The sequence below is a fragment of the Jejuibacter sp. L23 genome (assembly GCF_050815825.1).
Classification (GTDB): domain Bacteria; phylum Pseudomonadota; class Gammaproteobacteria; order Enterobacterales; family Enterobacteriaceae; genus Jejubacter; species Jejubacter calystegiae.
Map to the genome: position 1 here is coordinate 1,443,262 of NZ_CP138199.1, position 14,443 is coordinate 1,457,704.

Sequence of the window (14,443 nt, forward strand, 5' to 3'; positions counted from 1 at the left end):
GTTTGAAAAAAATAACCACTCTTCATCGACCTTGTTGAGAATGAAGTTGAAACAAAAAGCGCTTAATCGCAAGCTATGTGAAATCTGAAGGCTCCGTAAGGAGCCTTTCTTTTATCACGAGCTAAATCTCCCCTTACTCGCTTTTCTGCCTTCCGTCGTTTGCCTCTATCGGCTTAATATCTTTCAGAACAAAGAGATAGATAAGCGCCCCGGCCAGACAGGCGCCGCCTGATACTGCCAGCGCCGGAATAAAGGAGCCGTTGTTGCTGGCGATCAGATAGCCGGTCACCACCGGGCCAAGAATGCCGCCGCAGTTGGCGATCGCGTTCTGCATTCCCGCCAGCAGCGAAGTCATATTGCGCGGCGCGATATCGCCTGGCAGGCACCATAGCGCCGATGCGGCGAAGGCCAGACCGGCATAGGAAAGGCACAGCAGCGCCAGCATGCCCTGAGTGGATTCGGTAATTCCTGCCAGGGCGATGCTGGTGGCAAGGAGCATGCCGCCGACCAGGTTTATCTTGCGGGCGATATTCAGGTTGCCGGTGCGGGCGTACAGATAGTCGGTAAACCAGCCGCCGATATACTGGCCGACAATGCCGCTCAGCGGCGGCAGCATGGCGGCAAAGCCCATCTCCGCCAGACTCATGCCGCGTTCGTTCATCAGGTAGGTGGGGAACCAGGTAATAAAGAAGAAGATAGCGTAGTTCAGCATAAAGAAGCCCGCGCACATGGCGATGACGTTGCGGTACTTAAACAGCTGATACCATTTCATGGGAATGCGGTTATCGATCCCCTCTTTCTTGGCCTGTCCGCTGCGGATCCAGTCGAGTTCATCCTGGCTCACGGCCGGGTGGCTTTCCGGATCGCGGTAGACCCGTAGCCACCATATCGCCCACAGCAGCCCCAGCCCGCCGCACAGATAAAAGGCGGCATGCCAGCCCCAGGTGGCAATGGCCCACACCACCAGCGGCATGGCGAAGGCGGTGCCGAACTTGGAACCGCTGTCGAACAGCGCCACCACTTTGCCGCGTTCGCGGTCCGGGAACCATTTGGCGGTAACGCCGTTGTTGCAGGGGTAAGCTCCGGCTTCGCCGATCCCCATAAAGATCCGGGCGGAAACAAAGGCCAGCGGCGTGCGGGCCAGACCGGTCGCCATGGTTGCCAGCGACCACCAGATCACCGATACCGCCAGAGTCCGGCGCTGGCCGAAGCGGTCAGCCAGATATCCCGCCGGTATCTGACACAGGGCATAGCTCAGGAAGAAGGCCGACATAATCCAGCCCATCTCTTCGGCATTCAGCGCCAGCTCTTTTTCAATCACCGGCGCCGCCGCCGACATCACGGTGCGATCCAGATAGTTAATGATGGTGGCGAACAACATCAGGATGGCGATATGAAATCTGACGTTGGTCTTGCGGATGGCCTGCATAATCGGGAACCTGTTGGTATGGTAGTGTGTTATGAAAATGTAAACCACTGTGCCGACACGGAAAGCGCAGGCGCGTAAAAGTGCGATCGCGGTTACAGGATTTCCTGTTAATACAATGCTTTTTGGTATGGCATGGCGGCGCGGAGAGTACCGCGCCGGAGGAGGATCAGAACATGGTGTTGGCATTTTGCGCGTTATCCGGCACCGCCTGGATAACGTCCCAGTGCTCGACGATTTTACCATCGCGAACCCGGAAAATATCCACTACCGCTTCACCGCGATCGCCGTCGTGCTCCGTGGAATGAACGTGCAGCCAGACCCTGTCGCCGTCTACGGCGCTGCGTACGATACGCGCCCGGGCGTTGGGGTTCTGCCGGAAATAGTCGCGGAATCCTTCCACAAAAGGTCTCTTGCCGTCCGGCACCTGGGGATTATGCTGCCGGTAATCTTCCGCCACCACCCGGGCGGCTGTATCCACCTCGTGGCGGTTAAAAAAGTCGTTATAGAAATTAATCACCAGCTGGCGATTTTTTTCCTGCTGAACGGGGGAAATATTCTGCGCCAGGGCGCTGGAGCAAAAAGCTGCCGCCAGCAGCGTCGCCGCCATCGCCATAGGTTTTACTGCACTTTTCATACCCGGTTTCTCTTTGTGATGGCGCGGGGAAGCCCCGGCCATAAATAACCCAATAGCCGATATAACATGCTGATGAATAAAGAGTCTGTGTATCAGACCCGGCTTATTATTAGCAAAAGGCCGGGGGCACCACAAGTAGTTACCTTAGGGTAATAGTTTCAGAACTGATAGCTGTAGTTGACGCTGGCGAACCAGAAGTAAGGACGGTTGTATTCGCCTTTAATTGCCGGGGGCGACTGCACTTTTGACGACTGCATATGCAGATATTCCACGGCGAAACCGATATTGCTGGACGGCGTAATCTGGTATTGGGCGCCGGTCGCGAAACGCCATTCATCGCCGGTTGGCAACGACAACGACACATCGCTCTGGGAATCGTAGATGGTGCTGTCAAACGCGATACCGCCGTTAATTCGCCATTTCTCATTTGGCCGATACTGAACCCCCAGTGCGGTATGCCAGGAGTCTTTCAGACGGTTGCTGTGGGTAAGATCCCGGTTACCAGCCGAGATTTCCGGGCTGCCGAACTGGCTCCAGTCCTGCCAGCCTAAATCCCCCATAACGGACCACTGGCGGTTAATATCATGTACCAGACTGACCATAATCTGCTGGGGAGCCCGCACCTGAGCGGAAAGGGGCAGGCTATATTCCCTGTTCGGCAGGTTAGGGAAGCGAGCCGTGCTATCGATATCAAAGTCGTAATCGGTTTTGCTGGTCCAGGTTATCCCCATGCGGGTTTGATCGGTCAGATCCATCAGTAACCCGAGCTTGTAATTCATGGCCCAGTCGCTGTCATGCTGGCGTTCATCGCTGCCGTTAACGTCGCGCCTCAGGCTCAGATAGCCGTAGTTAATGCCGGGGCCGAAACCGATGGAGACTTTATCGCTCAGCTTCCAGGCAATGGAAGGACTAAGGGTGACACCTACCATTGTCGCTTTATTGATTAACCGCTCTCCTGCCCAGTTGCCGAAGTCCAGGCCGAGACCAAAGTTACCGTACATACCGATACCGGCGTAGAGGTTGTCGCTCAGACGTTGGCTGTAGAACAGGCTGGCATTGGGAAACGGTCGCATGACGTCACCAGGATCTCTGCCGTTATTCTCCATATCGTAGGAGACATCGCCGTCCATCACCTGGATACCCGTGGTTAACATATGGTCCGGCAGTCGGGTCATTCCCGCAGGGTTGGTGGCAATCGTCGAGGCATCCTGGGCGCGGGCGGCCTGCCCGGCACCGGCAAGCGCGGTATCCTCGGTGCCGATTTCATAAAAGTAGAGTGCGCTGGCCTGGGACAGGACCGGGAACAGCAGTCCGCAGCAAAAGATGGCGAGTTTTTTCATAACGTACCGGCGTGGTTAACAAAGGGAGTAGCGCTTAATTTTTGCGTGCCGGAATAGTAACAAAGGGGAAGCCGCAGAGGTGTGAATGTTGGATTTAGTCATACTTAATAAAACAGGCCATAATTGGCTCCTGCCGGGTGGGTGTTTTGCTAAAAATATCGCTGCCATCAATGACCTGAGGCGTCACCTGAAATTATCATGCAATTGAGACTTTTCTTAGATTCAATAAATGCAAAGTAAATGTGTTGAAATGAATCATGAACACGTCTATCTAAGGAGAACCTTGATTGTTTTCTGTCACGTGATAAAGGAAAAATAATGGCTATCGATATGTATCTGAAGGTTGATGGAGTTACCGGTGAATCTGAGGATTCAGAGCATAAAAACTGGATCGATATTCTGTCCTTTAACTGGGGAGCCAGCCAGCCGGGCAATATGTCCGTAGGCGGTGGTGGTGGAACAGGTAAAGTTCAGTTCAGTGACTTTGCCGTACAGGCTTTTATCGATAAAGGAACCCCGGCTATCCTGAAATTCTGCGCATCCGGTAAACATGTGGATAAGGTTGAGTTATCCGCCTGTAAGGCCGGGGGCCAGAAGCTGGAATATACCCGCGTAGTTCTTGAGGATGTCCTTGTCACTGGCTGTAAATTTACCGGCGTCGGCCAGACGGATAAAATTATGGTCAATTACTATTTTCAGGCGGCAAAAGCGAATCTGCATTACTGGGAGCAGAGCGATCAGGGCACCAAAGGGGCAGAGACCAAAGCAGGATGGGATATTAAACAGAATAAAGAAATCTAATCATGGTGGGGTAACCAATGGCTGGAATAGCATCTTCGATTAATAATGCTATTTATAATAGCAGTGCACCCAGTAGTTCTGAGGCCAAATTTAGTCGAAAAGAGATGGAGTTACTGGTCGATGTTGTCAATCATCTTCATGAAGATGAGTTGCAAAGCTTTGCCAATGACGATGTCGATCTGGCAATGAGAACCTATGAAACGCTGCTGACTAACAGCACTGCTGGCAGCCATCAGATGAGAACGATGCCGCCTGATGAAGAACAACACTTACAAAGCCGAATCAATCCGGCCATAACCCCCGGTACTGGGGGGTTCTTTAACCAATTCTCCTCCGGTAATCTGAACTCCTGGAACCCGCTACGGGTCAGGGATGTTTACAATAAAACAACGCGCGATTATCTGTGGGAAATATTATCTCCGTTAGGTAGCCTGTTAAGTTCCGGGGGGGCTATCGCAGCGGTTATGAGAGAGATTAGCGTCAGGGTTGCTCTTGCTTCGGCGGGTGCCAGCTCAGTTATGGTCGGCGCGTTTTTAATTTTGAGATCAAGATATAAAGACAACCAGGTCAGGCTTAATAAAAAGTTGATGGTGGCCCTTAAGTCACTGTCTAAAGCAAGAATTGATCTGAAAAAGTCTTATGCAAAAGTGTTAACTAAGCTGAATGGTGATTTGGGCAGTCACGTAGAAGACAGTAAAAAAAAGGAGGCGCTGCAAAAGCTCCACAACTCCATAACTCCACTGGATCCCAGCGGAAATATGATAGCGTTTTTATCCGGTGCTTTCGCTGATGAGCACAGTAGCGATGCAAGAATAATGGTTTCTGATAATAGCTGGCACGTTGAATTTGGTGACAGTAACAGGGTCTTTACCATGAAAGACATTGATGTCCTGGAGATGCTGGCTTAATCCTTTGCCGTATATTTTCCCCTTTTGAACAGAATTCCCGGGAGAGCCTACAGGCACTCCCGGGAATAAGTTATTCCCAGATTCGCTCCGCCTTAGCCGCATCGTATTGCGGTGGCGGCTGACGGAAACGTCGGGTCAGCCAGGTCAGGTACAGCAGCCCCAGCGCGGCCCATACCAGCCCCAGGGTCAGGGAGGTTGCTTCCAGATTGATCCACAGCACGGCGACCGTGGCGGCACCCACCAGCGGCAGCACCAGGTAGTGGAACTTCTCTTTGCGGGTTTTATTACGCCCTTCCCGGCGGTAGAAGAAGTTAAATACCGAAAGATTAACAAAGGTGAAGGCCACCAGCGCCCCGAAGTTAATCAGCGCCGTGGCGGTCACCAGGTTGAAGAACTGCGCCGACAGCGCGACGATCCCCACCATAATCACGTTCAGCGCCGGAGTGCGCCACTTCGGATGCACATAGCCAAAGACCCGCTCCGGGAAGACCCGGTCGCGCCCCATCACATACAGCAGTCGCGAGACGCTGGCGTGGGAAGCCAGCCCCGATGCCAGGGTGTTGATAAAGGTGGTACACAGGAAGATTGACTGAAACAGCTTGCCGCCGACGTACAGGGCAATTTCCGGCAGCGCAGCGTCGGGATCCTTAAAACGCGAGTTGTCCGGGAAGAACAACTGCATGGCGAACGAGGCGACGATAAAGATAAAACCGCCGTAGAGCGCGGTCAGAAATATCGCTTTGGGGATCTTTTTGGCGGCGTCCGGCGTCTCTTCCGAAAGCGTAGTCACCGCATCGAAGCCCAGAAACGAAAAGCAGACAATGGTCGCACCGGTGATAATCGGCAGCAGGTGGGCGTTTTCGCTGATAAACGGCTGTAGCGACCAGACAGTGCCCACCCCTTCGCCGCGCTGTAGTCCGTGAACCACCAGGAAGATAAAGACGGCGATAATCGCCACCTGCACCAGCACGAACAGGGTATTAAAGTTGGCGACCAGATTAATGCTCTTCAGGTTGGCTGCGGTCAGGATAATCACAAAACCTACCACCCAGATCCAGGATTCCACTTCCGGGAACAGCGCGGTCAGGTAGATCTTCGCCAGCAGCACGTTAATCATTGGCAGAAACAGATAGTCGAGCAGCGACGACCAGCCCACCATAAAGCCAACGTGGGGGCCAATGGACTTTTGAGCGTAGGTATAGGCCGAGCCCGCCTGGGGGAACTGGCGTACCAGCTTGCCATAGCTGATGGCGGTAAAGAGCACGCCCGCCAGCGCCAGCAGGTAGGAGGCCGGAACATGACCGTTGCTGACCCCGGAGACGATGCCGAAGGTATCGAATACCGTCATTGGCGTCAGATAGGCCAGGCCCATCATCACCACCTGCCAGAGCTTCAGGGATTTGCGCAGCTGCGGTTTGGCGACGGCGGCGGTATTGAGCGAGGTATTAGTGGACATGGCGCGCGCCCCCTTTGCCGGTAACGATTTGCTGTAGTGTGATCCTTATTGCAAACCGCTTTAGCAAGAGGGTAAATCGCGCTGTCGGGAACCAGGGAAACGCGCCGGTATTCAGGCATTCAGTTGGCCCATATTCACTGTGGCCCGGGCGCAGGCCCGCACCCGGCGGGTAAGCTGAGAACGGCATCATGTTATTTCCTCGTCAAAATCTGTCTGTTATCGGAAGACCCGCTGCCGCCTGCGCTCCCTGGACGGCATTCGGAAAATGTCCCTGCGAACGTCGGCTGTGGTGGGCCTCGCGTTGGGAAAATTATGACGGCCCGGTTCCACTCAGGCCGCATGATGCTACTGATTATTTGCCCCCGACGGGAGCGTTTTTTACGCCCTCAGGCGTTTTTTAGCATCCAGTCGATTTCGGTGTCGGTAATCAGACGTTCGAACTGGGTGAGTTCGTCGTTTTTACAGGCCAGCCAGACGTGGCTGAAGCGTTCCCCCAGCTGCTCGCGCAGCGCCTGATGGCTGGCGAAGGTCGATAGCGCATCGCTCTGACGAATGGGAAAGGGCACGCCTTCCTGTTCCAGACCGTTGCCTTCCACCCGTGACGGCAGCGGCAGTGTGTTGTCCAGACCGTGCAATATGCCGGCCAGTATCGCGGCCATCACCAGGTAGGGGTTGGCATCGGCGCCCGCCACCCGGTATTCCACCCGGTGGTTGTTGCGATCGCCGCAGGGAATACGCAGCGCTACGGTGCGGTTGTTGTGGCCCCAGGAGGCCTGAGTCGGTACGTACATGCCGGGCTGAAAGCGACGCCAGGAGTTCACATTCGGCGCCAGAAGCGTCATGGAGGCGGGCATCAGATCGATCATACCGGCCAGCGCGCGCTTCAGTAGCGCCGAATCTTCGCCGTTATCGTCCGCCAGTACGTTGTGGCGCTGGCTGTCGACCAGGCTGATATGGATGTGCATACCGCTACCGGCGTGCTCTTCGTACGGCTTGGCCATGAAGGTGGCGTGCATATCGTGTTTTTCCGCCACCACTCGCACCAGGCGCTTAAGGGCCAGGGCGTCGTCACAGGCATCCAGCACGTTATCGGTATGGTTAAGGTTGATTTCGAACTGTCCGGGAGAGGCTTCGGCTACCGCACCGTCGGCGGGAATGAGCTGCAGGCGGGCCAGCTCGTCGATGTCGTTCAGTACCCGGGCGAAGTGATTCAGGTTATCCACCGAATAGACCTGACTCTGGGTATTGCGGTCCTGGGTGCCTGGAGCGCAGGGGGGTTGCAGATAGCCGTCGGCATCGCGTTGCTTATCCAGCAAATAGAACTCCATCTCTACCGCTACCACGGGGAACAGGCCGCGGCTGCGTAGTTGCTGCCAGAGCCGGTTGACAACGTTCCGTGGTTCAACGTCAAAGGGAGTGCCATCTTCATCCAGCATCGTCAGCAGTAGCTGGGCGATGGTTTGTGGTTCGGCGGCAGAAGGGGTCAGAGTGCCCGGCACCGGGATACAGGTGCGATCCGGTTCTCCCAGCGCCTGGCCCAGCCCGGTCTCTTCGACCACGTTGCCCAGAATGTCCATGGCGAACACCGATGCCGGAAAATAGCAGCCTTTGTCCAGTTTATGCAGGCCGGAGACCGGAATACGCTTGCCGCGGAAGCAGCCGTTAAGGTCGGTCAGCAGCACATCCACATACTGGGTTTCCGGATAGCGTTCCAGATAACGTTTTACCTCAAGGCCGAACGCGCTACTTCGCCTCTCTTCAGAATGCTGAATAAAGCTCTCAACTTCCAGGATATTGGTTTCCATGATTCACCATCGTTGTCTTGGTTGCGAACGGTTTGGACGACTGTTAAATATAATGTCCGTTCTGTTGAATTTGTATCCAGTCGGTATGTTTGTCAAATGTTAATTTAAGTTTGAAAAATGGTTATTGCACTGCTAGATTGTGAAAATATTGAACGGAAAGTGGCAAAATGGAAGTGTTTTGGAAATAATTTAGTCCAGCATGTGAGGCCGATCATGGGCAATATATTTGACATACCGACTATTGGTGTTGTGATGTGCAGGAACAGGATTAAGGGACACGAGTCCCAGACCCTGCAAGAAAAGTACCTGGATGCGGTTTTATTTGCTGGCGGTCTGCCGATTGCGCTACCGCATGCGCTGGCTGAACCCCAGCTTCTGGCGGCGCTACTGCCCAAACTCGACGGTATTTTCCTGACCGGAAGCCCCAGCAACGTGCAGCCGCACCTTTATGGTGAAAACGGCGATGAGCCTGACGCCGATCCCGGGCGTGATCTTCTGAGCATGGCGCTAATCGACGCCGCGCTCGAAAGGCGCATCCCCCTTTTCGCCATCTGCCGGGGGATGCAGGAACTGGTTGTCGCCACCGGGGGGACTCTGTATCGTCGCCTGTTTGACGAACCGGCGTTTCTCGAACACCGCGAGGATCCGGAACTTCCGGTGGAACAGCAGTATGCGCCTTCCCACGAAGTGCAGGTGCAATCGGGCGGGTTACTTTCGCGTTTGATACCGGGATGCAGTACCTTTTGGGTGAACTCATTACACGGGCAGGGTGCGAAAACGTTAGGCCCGCGGTTGTGTATTGAGGCGCGCGCGCAGGATGGACTGGTAGAGGCGGTCAGCGTTCACGACCATCCCTGGGCGTTGGGCGTGCAGTGGCATCCGGAATGGAACAGTCGCGAGTATGAGCTTTCGCGTCTGTTGCTGGCGGGCTTTATCAGCGCCTGTCAGAACTATCACGCTGAAAAACAGCAGGTTTGACCATAATTTTAAGGAAATACGTATATGAGCGATCAGGCCCTGGCTCCGGGGAAGCGTCTGGCGGAAATTCGCCAGCAACTGGGTCTTTCACAGCGCCGGGTGGCGGAACTGTCGGGGTTAACCCACAGCGCCATCAGCACCATCGAACAGGACAAAGTCAGTCCCGCCATCAGTACCCTGCAAAAACTGCTCAGGGTGTATGGACTGTCGTTGTCGGAGTTCTTTGCCGAGTCGGATAAACCCGACCAGCCCAGGGTGGTGATTGAACAGCAGGATCTGATCGAGATCGGCAGCCAGGGGGTATCGATGAAGCTGGTTCATAACGGCAACCCCGAAAGGCAGCTCGCCATGATGTTTGAAACCTATCAGCCTGGCACCACGACAGGGGAGCGGATTAAGCACCAGGGGGAAGAGATAGGTACGGTGCTGGAAGGCGAAGTGGTACTGACCATCAGCGGTCAGAGCTACCACCTGACCACCGGGCAGAGCTATGCCATCAACACCGGAATTCCCCACAGCTTTAGCAATACATCGGCGGGTATCTGCCGCATTATCAGCGCGCATACCCCCACCACATTCTGATTTCTAAAGTGGCCTGATTTATTCAGGCCTTTGGCTGGCTTTTACGGGAAATATTTCCCGGGGCCGCCTGCGGCCGCCTTTTGCCGCAAACAGAGCGATGACCTGTTATATCTAATTGAAAATTAAGGGGTAATTATGGACTTCCATTCACAGGAATACTGGCAGGAAAAGGTGCGTCATTGCGTGCCGGAAGGGCGTCTGTTTATTAACGGTGAATATTGCGCGGCCCGGGACGGAACAACCTTTGCCTGTATTAATCCTGCCACCGGCCAGACTCTGGTCGAGGTGGCACGCGGCAAAAAGGAGGACGTGGACAGGGCGGTGGCCGCCGCGCGGGCGGTCTTCGAACGCGGCGACTGGTCCCGGGCGGCGCCTGCGCAGCGCAAGGCGGTGCTCAACCGGCTGGCCGATTTAATGACGCAGCACGCCGAAGAGCTGGCGCTGCTGGAAACCCTGGATACTGGCAAACCGATTCGCCATAGCCTGCGCGACGATATTCCCGGCGCCGTGCGCGCCATTCGCTGGTACGCCGAAGCTATCGACAAGGTCTATGGCGAAGTGGCGAACACCGGGGAGGATGCCCTGGCGCTGATCGTTCGCGAACCGGCAGGCGTGGTGGCCGCAGTGGTGCCGTGGAACTTCCCGCTGATGCTGGCCTGCTGGAAGCTGGGGCCCGCTCTGGCAGCGGGCAACAGCGTGGTGCTGAAACCGTCAGAGAAGTCTTCACTCAGCGCGCTGCGCCTGGCGGCGCTGGCGCAGCAGGCGGGGCTGCCGGACGGCGTGCTCAGCGTGATTAGCGGCTACGGCCATGAAGCCGGGCAGGCGCTGTCGCAGCATATGGATGTCGACGTGATGGCCTTTACCGGCTCCGGACGCACCGGGCGCCAGCTACTGCGTGACGCTGGCGACAGCAATATGAAACGCGTCTGGCTGGAAGCGGGCGGCAAGAGCGCCAACATCGTTTTCGCCGACTGCCCGGATCTGGAAAAAGCCGCCGCCGCTACGGCCGCGGGCATCTTCTATAACCAGGGGCAGGTGTGCATTGCCGGTACTCGCCTGCTGGTAGAAGAGAGCATTGCCGACCGTTTCCTGGCGCTGTTGAAACAGCAGGCGCAAAACTGGTTGCCGGGGGATCCTCTCGATCCCGCATGCACTATGGGTACGCTGATTGACAGCGCCCACGCCGACGGCGTGCACGGTTTTATCCGCGACGGCGAAAATAGCGGCGCGCAGCTACTGCTGGACGGGCGTGACTGTGAGCAGGTCGCGAGCCTGGGGCCAACTATCTTCGCGGTCAGCGACCCGACCCTGCGTCTGTCCCGGGAAGAGATTTTCGGCCCGGTGCTGGTGGTCACGCGCTTCGACAGCGAAGCGCAGGCGCTGGCGCTTGCCAATGACAGCGACTACGGCCTGGGAGCGGCGGTCTGGACCCGCGATCTCTCCCGGGCGCATCGCCTGAGCCGCCGTCTGAAGTCCGGGGCAGTATTTGTGAATAACTACAACGACGGCGATATGACGGTGCCTTTCGGCGGAGTGAAGCAGAGCGGCAACGGACGCGATAAATCACTGCATGCGCTGGATAAATTCAGCGAACTGAAAACCATCTGGATTGCTCTGGAGTGTTAATCATGACTGAACATACCGAAAGTTATTATGCCGCCAGCGCTAACGAATATGCGCCGTTTCCCGCCCTGACGGAGTCCATTCACTGTGATGTCTGCGTGGTGGGCGGCGGTTTTACCGGGCTCTCATCGGCGTTGCATCTTGTCGAGCAGGGCTATGACGTGGTGGTTCTGGAATCTGCGCGGGTCGGTTTCGGCGCCAGCGGGCGCAACGGTGGGCAGTTGGTAAACTCCTACAGCCGTGATATCGATGTGATTGAAAGCAGCTATGGCGCCGATGCCGCAAAAATGCTGGGCAGCATGATGTTCGAAGGCGGTGAGATTATCCGCGAGCGCATCAGTCGCTACCGGATCGACTGCGACTACCGCGAAGGTGGGCTGTTTGTCGCTCTGAATCACCGGCAGATGGCGACACTGGAAGAGCAGAAGGCCAACTGGGAGCGTTACGGCAATAGCCAGTTAACGCTGCTGGATGAAGAAGCTATCGGCCGCGAAGTGGCGAGCGAGCGCTACGTCGGTGCGCTGCTCGATCGCAGCGGTGGCCATATTCACCCGCTCAATCTGGCGATTGGCGAGGCTCAGGCCATCAAACTGAATGGCGGACGGATTTTCGAACAGTCGCCGGTGGTGAAAATCGAACATGGTTCACCGGCGATCGTAAAAACGGCCCACGGCCAGGTAACGGCGCGCTATGTGTTGATTGCCGGTAACGCCTATCTGGGCGATAAGCTGGAGCCTAAACTCGCGAAGCGCAGCATGCCGTGTGGCACGCAGATTGTCGCTACCGCGCCGCTGCCCGCCGATGTGGCGAAAAAGCTTATACCAGCCAATTACTGCGTTGAGGACTGTAACTACCTGCTGGATTACTATCGCCTGACGGCGGACAACCGGCTGCTGTACGGCGGCGGCGTGGTCTACGGCGCCCGGGATCCGGATGACGTGGAACGCCTGATCGTCCCGAAGATGTTGAAGACTTTCCCGCAACTGGAAGGGGTGAAGGTAGACTACCGCTGGACTGGCAATTTCCTGCTTACCATGTCGCGGATGCCGCAGTTTGGGCGGCTGGAGAACAATATCTACTACATGCAGGGCTACAGCGGGCACGGCGTGACCTGTACCCACCTGGCCGGCAGACTGATCGCCGAAGCGCTACGCGGCGATGCCGAACGCTTCGACGCCTTCGCCCGTCTGCCGCACTATCCGTTCCCGGGGGGCCGCAACCTGCGCATTCCCTTTACCGCCATGGGGGCTGCGTACTACAGCCTGCGGGACAGACTGGGCGTGTAGCGGCTTACGCTTCCGCCGCTGTGGGCCGACAGCGCAAGGGCGGCGGAAGGGTTTTCTTTATGGCGCCGAATCAAATCTATGACTCGCTTATTGATCTCCCGCCCCTCTGCGCGCAGCATAGCCTGTTGAAAAATAACAAACGCAACTTATCCCCAGCACAAACAGGAGCTCACCATGAACAGTGGACATCGCTTCCACGCGCAGACGTTGCACGACTTTATTCAGGCTATTTTCTGCCAGATGGGCAGCCATGAGCAGGAGGCGCAGCAGGTTGCCGATCATCTGATCGCCGCAAACCTTGCCGGACACGATTCGCACGGCATTGGGATGATCCCCAGCTATATCCGCTCATATTCACTGGGACATCTGCAAATTAACCAGCATGCCAGCGTGGTGAAAGACGCCGGTGCGATTGTGACGCTGAACGGCAATGGCGCCTTTGGTCAGGTGGCGGCCCACGAGGCGATGGCGCTTGGCATCGACAAAGCGCGTGAGTTCGGTATTGCGGCCGTCGCCCTGCACAATTCCCACCATATCGGACGTATTGGCTACTGGGCTGAACAGTGCGCTGCGGCGGGTTTCGTCTCTGTTCATTTTGTTAACGTGGTGGGTAATCCGATGGTTGCGCCATTTAATGGCCGCGATAGCCGGTTCGGAACCAACCCGTTCTGCGTTGTTTTCCCGCGCAAAAACGACTTCCCGCTACTGCTGGATTACGCCACCAGCGCTATCGCTTTCGGTAAAACGCGCGTGGCCTGGCACAAAGGCGTTTCGGTGCCGGAAGGGTGCCTGATTGACGCAGACGGGATACCGACTACCGATCCCGCCGTGATGCAGGTTTCGCCATTAGGTTCGCTGTTGACCTTCGCACAGCATAAAGGCTATGCCCTGGCGGCGATGTGCGAAATTATGGGCGGAGCGCTTTCCGGCGGGAAAACCACCCATCAGGAGACATTGCAGGATAGCGCGGACGCCATCCTCAACTGCATGACGACAATTATCATCAATCCGGAACTGTTCGGCGCGCCGGACTGCGAACAGCAGACCGAGGCCTTTGCCGGGTGGGTTAAAGCGTCGCCGCATGCCGACGATGCGCCGATTCTGTTACCCGGCGAATGGGAAGTGAATACCCGGCGGGAACGTCTGGAGCAGGGCATTCCGCTGGATGCCGGTAGCTGGCAGGCGATTTGTGAAGCGGCGCAGCAGGTGGGCATGAGCGAAGAGAGGCTACAGACGTTTCGCCAGCGGCTGGGATGCTGAATTAACCGTTAGCAGGTAGCGGCCGCGCCTCCAATAGCGGCCTGGCGAATTATGTCACTGCGGCTGCAGAGGGAAGTATATACTGTATCGCATACCCGAATTACATACCGGAGCGTGCATCATGAAACAGCGGATCACCGTGACCGTCGACAGCGATCACTACCAGCAGCTTAAGGAGGCCGGGGTCAATATCTCAGGACTGGTCAGCGCCGCCATGGAACAGGAAGCCCGACGGTTGCGCGCCGAACGCTGGCGGGCCGAAAACCTTGAAGGGATGGCCGAGGTCGCCCGCTTTATCGAACAGAATGGCTCGTTTGCCGATGAAAACAGGGACTGGTGAG

The 14,443-nt window shown here is 56.3% G+C and carries 13 protein-coding genes; 8 read left to right on the top strand and 5 right to left on the bottom strand.

Annotated features, from left to right (window positions below; genetic code table 11):
• Positions 1–133 precede the first annotated feature (133 nt).
• The 3 genes from SCU88_RS06575 to SCU88_RS06585 all read right to left on the bottom strand — a co-directional run bounded on the left by SCU88_RS06575 (position 134) and on the right by SCU88_RS06585 (position 3,403).
• Positions 134–1,429, bottom strand: a complete 1,296-nt coding sequence (locus SCU88_RS06575) for an MFS transporter (RefSeq protein ID WP_175339545.1) — start codon at positions 1,427–1,429, stop codon at positions 134–136.
• A gap of 166 nt (positions 1,430–1,595) precedes the next feature.
• On the bottom strand, positions 1,596–2,063 hold the full coding sequence (locus tag SCU88_RS06580; protein WP_175339546.1) for a nuclear transport factor 2 family protein: 468 nt from the start codon (positions 2,061–2,063) through the stop codon (positions 1,596–1,598).
• A gap of 158 nt (positions 2,064–2,221) precedes the next feature.
• The gene (locus SCU88_RS06585) at positions 2,222–3,403 is read right to left on the bottom strand and encodes an outer membrane protein transport protein (protein ID WP_175339547.1); all 1,182 of its coding nucleotides are present in this window, start codon (positions 3,401–3,403) and stop codon (positions 2,222–2,224) included.
• Positions 3,404–3,721: 318 nt separating this feature from the next.
• Between SCU88_RS06585 and SCU88_RS06590 the strand changes: the two genes are divergently transcribed.
• Both SCU88_RS06590 and SCU88_RS06595 read left to right on the top strand, forming a co-directional pair.
• Positions 3,722–4,204, top strand: a complete 483-nt coding sequence (locus SCU88_RS06590; protein WP_175339548.1) for a type VI secretion system tube protein Hcp — start codon at positions 3,722–3,724, stop codon at positions 4,202–4,204.
• Between the two features lie 17 nt (positions 4,205–4,221).
• Positions 4,222–5,112 carry a hypothetical protein gene (locus tag SCU88_RS06595; protein ID WP_175339549.1) on the top strand — a complete coding sequence of 297 codons (891 nt, stop codon included), beginning with the start codon at positions 4,222–4,224 and terminating at the stop codon, positions 5,110–5,112.
• Positions 5,113–5,182: 70 nt separating this feature from the next.
• On the opposite strand, the gene SCU88_RS06600 is transcribed toward SCU88_RS06595, so the two are convergent.
• Both SCU88_RS06600 and SCU88_RS06605 read right to left on the bottom strand, forming a co-directional pair.
• Positions 5,183–6,568, bottom strand: a complete 1,386-nt coding sequence (locus SCU88_RS06600; RefSeq protein WP_175339550.1) for an amino acid permease — start codon at positions 6,566–6,568, stop codon at positions 5,183–5,185.
• A gap of 386 nt (positions 6,569–6,954) precedes the next feature.
• A complete protein-coding gene (locus SCU88_RS06605; protein WP_175339551.1) occupies positions 6,955–8,373 on the bottom strand; it encodes a glutamine synthetase in 1,419 nt (472 codons plus the stop codon).
• A gap of 213 nt (positions 8,374–8,586) precedes the next feature.
• On the opposite strand from SCU88_RS06605, the gene puuD reads away from it, so the two are divergent.
• The 6 genes from puuD to ccdA all read left to right on the top strand — a co-directional run bounded on the left by puuD (position 8,587) and on the right by ccdA (position 14,442).
• The gene (gene puuD / locus SCU88_RS06610) at positions 8,587–9,351 is read left to right on the top strand and encodes a gamma-glutamyl-gamma-aminobutyrate hydrolase (RefSeq protein WP_175339552.1); all 765 of its coding nucleotides are present in this window, start codon (positions 8,587–8,589) and stop codon (positions 9,349–9,351) included.
• A gap of 24 nt (positions 9,352–9,375) precedes the next feature.
• The gene (gene puuR, locus SCU88_RS06615) at positions 9,376–9,933 is read left to right on the top strand and encodes an HTH-type transcriptional regulator PuuR (protein WP_175339553.1); all 558 of its coding nucleotides are present in this window, start codon (positions 9,376–9,378) and stop codon (positions 9,931–9,933) included.
• Between the two features lie 135 nt (positions 9,934–10,068).
• Positions 10,069–11,559, top strand: a complete 1,491-nt coding sequence (gene puuC / locus SCU88_RS06620; RefSeq protein ID WP_175339554.1) for an aldehyde dehydrogenase PuuC — start codon at positions 10,069–10,071, stop codon at positions 11,557–11,559.
• Between the two features lie 2 nt (positions 11,560–11,561).
• Complete coding sequence (locus tag SCU88_RS06625; RefSeq protein WP_175339555.1) at positions 11,562–12,842, top strand: FAD-dependent oxidoreductase; 1,281 nt, start codon at positions 11,562–11,564, stop codon at positions 12,840–12,842.
• Positions 12,843–13,016: 174 nt separating this feature from the next.
• The gene (locus SCU88_RS06630; protein WP_175339556.1) at positions 13,017–14,102 is read left to right on the top strand and encodes a malate/lactate/ureidoglycolate dehydrogenase; all 1,086 of its coding nucleotides are present in this window, start codon (positions 13,017–13,019) and stop codon (positions 14,100–14,102) included.
• A gap of 121 nt (positions 14,103–14,223) precedes the next feature.
• Positions 14,224–14,442, top strand: a complete 219-nt coding sequence (gene ccdA, locus SCU88_RS06635) for a type II toxin-antitoxin system antitoxin CcdA (protein WP_138096240.1) — start codon at positions 14,224–14,226, stop codon at positions 14,440–14,442.
• Position 14,443: the final 1 nt, after the last annotated feature.